Below are 3,870 nucleotides of genomic sequence, written 5' to 3' on the forward strand. Positions count from 1 at the left end.
TAAACCGTACCAATGTCTCAGTCACTCTAGGACAAGACTGTAACAACACCCAAGTCTCTGAATGTTTTGCACCAGACAACTCCATCTTCATTGCTACCCCTCCTGGGTTTGAGGATCGATTGGGGGAGAGTAGTGGAGAAGTTGTTTATTAGTCTCACTAGCAATGTCGGCAAGATTCAAAAAATTGGCTGGAGGTTTGCTCCTGGTATTTATATTAGGCTTTGTTTGGTATAGTCAGTCAGACCACCAACTGTTTAAGCTTGGAAGCTTTGATCTGGATAGAGATTACCTTCTGGATAGAGTAGAGTTAGCTCAGGATTATGGGATAGACCCAGAAACTGCCCTGAAAGCCACGGAGAACTTCAATCAATACTACCAGATTTCCAGAGAATTGGGTCTTGAGATTACCAAAGAAGATTTGATAAATAGTGGCTATTATCTTGAACAAAAATACCAGGAAAATATCCTATTTCGAGCTAATACTTTCAAGAAAGTCTTAGATACAAAAATAGTTGGCCTATCCAAGGGACAGTACCAAGGTTCATTATTTGTATTTCCAATGGTTGGTTATAATAATCAAGAAGGAGAGATCACACAAGCTACTACGGAATCAAAAGAATATGCTCTAAGTAAAGCTCAAGAATATCGAAAGGCAATTATTGAGGGGGCTGATCCAGATCAATTAATAGAACAAATCAAACTAGATCCAAAACTGGCATTACCAATGGCCGAGAACAGCTCACGAATGATTGATTATACAGAGCAAGATAATTGGCAAAACAATCTTGGGGCATATCATGAAGAGGTGATTGAGGACTTTGAAGATGGTATTGATGTAGGGTTAGGGGAGATCAGGCTGGCTCACAGTTATCGCAATACTCCAGATCAAGAAGAAGAGTTTATGTACTATTTTACTAATATTACAGCAAAGCAAGCAAAAGACCAATCAATCATAGAGGTTTATCAAGATAAGCTAGGGGACAATAGCTTAGTCTCTAAAGCTCTTGGAGATACAAACATTCTTCCGACAGCATATGCAGATGTAGGTGATAAACATCAAGCCACTACTTCAAAGCGTAATCAATTGATTGCTTCAAACCCCAGGGCACGCCTTTTTGGCGATGTCCAAGGTCAAGTACTTGGGAGTGATAACCAGCCTCTTTTTGGTGCTATAGTTGAGGTGTCATTTGAGATTCAAGAATCAAACTGCCTAGACTGTGATTGGGCTTTTGTCCGAGCAAATGATATCCTAACTCCCGATCAAGTTGCAGGCGTCAAAAATGGGACAATTCGCTCGGAGGGTAGCGCGGACAATGAATATGCTCCTCGATACAAGCAAAGAAGTGTGGAGGTAGTCACGGATGAGAATGGCTATTGGTCATTAAGTAGTATTGGTTTACTTGCAGATTGTAATACTTCAGGAGGGTATCCTCCGACCAAGATTAAATATAAAGGGTTAAATATTTTTAAGGGAGATCCTACCAGCTTAGCCAGGGGAATAAATGGCCTGGATGTAGCAAACTCAGGCAGGAACACAGAAGAGATATCCAGTCAGTCTACGGCTATTTCCAACTCTGCTGTTGCAGGAATAGTTAATGTTGGTGGGATCAATGTCAGTCAGTCTATTGCTGACAACGTAGCAAAAATGTTGGAAGCAGCTCGCAAGGATGGGGTGAGTTTATCTGGTGGTGGGTATCGCTCAAATGCCAGGCAGATTGAGCTCAGGAAAAAACATTGTGGTTCATCAGATTATGCAATTTACCAAATGCCCTCTGGTCAGTGTAGTCCTCCAACTGCTAGACCTGGTAATTCACAACATGAAAAAGGTCTTGCGATTGATTTTCGTAATTGTGGTCGGGGCAGTGGTTGCTTTCGATGGCTGAGTAATAATGCAGCAAAATATGGATTCTATAATCTGCCAAGTGAATCTTGGCACTGGTCAGTCAATGGCAAATAAAAAGAATATACTTCTCGTGTTGATAGTAGTAGCAATAATTTGTTTTGGTATCTATTATTTGCGCTTTATAAAGGGAGCAATTAGTTTGACGAATATCTCGCAAGATTATCAGAATATATATTCGTTGGGAGAAAATCGATATCTAGGAGATAAGGATAGTAACAAGCTGGATTTTATTGAGATACAAGGACTAGAGATGTCGGTCAAGAGGGAAGTGGAGTATACAGACTATTTGATCATCAAGAATCAAATAGTCATCTTTGATCAGTCGGGCATTGATACATATTCAAGCTTGGACTTTAGCCAATTGAATAATGAGGAGCAATATATAGTGGGTAATATTGATGGCAACAATATTTATTTGGAGTTGGATCCTGATGAATCCGAAGATCAAGCTTTGGATTTGGTGTATAAGGCAAATAACAATGTGATAAGAGAGGAATCAGCCAGTAGTATCTACCAGCCAACAATTTTTACAAATATTGGAGATAATCAATATGAACTTATATTTGATCAAGCAACAGCTACATTAGTAGTTTATACTATTGGAGAAGACTATCAGATGACTGGAGAAGTCAAACAATATAACAACGTAGCTGATTGGTATATCGAACAAGATTATTTGGTGCTTACCCAACCAGATCAAGCTGATACTAGATTCTTCGATAAGCAATTAAATGAGATAGAATCCCCACCTTTATTTGGACTGTGCATTGATTATCGACTTGATAAGAACTATCTTCATATAGATCATCAGGTCAGGGTAGATCTACCTGCAAATATCAATGATCAGTCCAAGGTCTATTGTCAGGAAGACACAGTTTATATCTGGTTGGATAAGAAATTGTACGGAGTAGGTAGAGATGTTGAGTAGACGCTTGATCATTATTGCATTAAGCACTATTGGACTGGTGGGATTATTTTATGCAAAGCTTAGTACTGCTGAAGTTTCAGTACCCAAGCTTGAGCTTACACAAGCAGTCTTTGGTCAAGCTACTGGGTTAGAATCGAAATATTCAGAATTTAGGGGAATCTATACGAAGAGTCAGCGCAGCCCTTTTTATGCACAGACTTCACCGATTGAAGATGATATTTGGAATCTTTGTTGGGATCAACCATGGCAAGGAGGCGAAGATTCTGGTGAAGCAACTGAAGAGAATCCAGAATATCAATCTAGCTTGGAGAATTGTCAATCATGGTTATTATCGCTCAACCCCTACTTAGCCAGGGAATTGTATCGTGATTATCTCAAAGAGACCGATTGGTTCAAGGGTAAAAGTTATGTAGATAAAGATCTGATTTATGGCAAGGTGGGCATCTTGCTTTATTGCAAGGTGATTAGCGATCAGGATTCAAAATTAAAGACTGATTCTACACATCAGGATTGTCTCAAGTCTATATCGGATTATAGCGGCAGTGATCAAGATCTCTGTAATGATCTAAGCCAGATCGGATATGTTTGGAATGATGATGCATGTAGTTATTCGTCGTCAAAATCAGCTGATCAAAACCTTGATAATCTGACTAGCCAATTAGGGCTTAATCAAAATCCTAGTGCAGATGCTGGTGGTGGGGTACCTGAAGGCAAGGTTCTTGGCAATACCAACAATAAGGGTGAATGTGAAGTAGACAATCCAATACTTCAATTTTGCCCACCTGTACAACTCAATTCTGCAGCCCCGACAGGGGAGAGTGTTAGCGGTCTTGGTACTAAGCCTAGGCCAGGTATACCTGATCCACCTAAAAATTCTGAGATTACTAATAAGCCTGGTGACTTAGGGGAGCGGGAACGCCCCCTCATCTCCATCAAAAAATACGTAGGTCACAGTATAGATGACCTCAGTGATGCCCAAGACACCACAGAAGCAGTCAAGTTCTATCCCGGTCAATCAATAGTCTACCAAGTAGTAATC

At 40.1% G+C, this 3,870-nt stretch carries 3 protein-coding genes; all 3 read left to right on the forward strand.

Annotation, left to right across the window (positions count from 1 at the left end):
- Positions 1 to 724 precede the first annotated feature (724 nt).
- Positions 725 to 1,957: a M15 family metallopeptidase gene (locus KA531_04045; protein MBP6006039.1), complete on the forward strand. Its 1,233-nt coding sequence runs from the start codon at positions 725 to 727 to the stop codon at positions 1,955 to 1,957.
- On the forward strand, positions 1,923 to 2,831 hold the full coding sequence (locus KA531_04050; protein ID MBP6006040.1) for a hypothetical protein: 909 nt from the start codon (positions 1,923 to 1,925) through the stop codon (positions 2,829 to 2,831). The genes KA531_04045 and KA531_04050 overlap by 35 nt, the downstream gene beginning before the upstream one ends.
- A partial coding sequence (locus KA531_04055) for a hypothetical protein (protein ID MBP6006041.1) occupies positions 2,821 to 3,870 on the forward strand: 1,050 nt, incomplete at its 3' end. The genes KA531_04050 and KA531_04055, both read left to right, overlap by 11 nt.

The organism is Candidatus Saccharibacteria bacterium (assembly GCA_017983775.1).
In the GTDB taxonomy this organism is placed as follows: domain Bacteria; phylum Patescibacteriota; class Saccharimonadia; order JAGOAT01; family JAGOAT01; genus JAGOAT01.

What these genes read in the sequence shown, in the direction of transcription:
- KA531_04045 (MBP6006039.1), top strand. Translation starts at nt 725, where the DNA reads ATGGCCGAGAACAGCTCACGAATGATTGATTATACAGAGCAAGATAAT.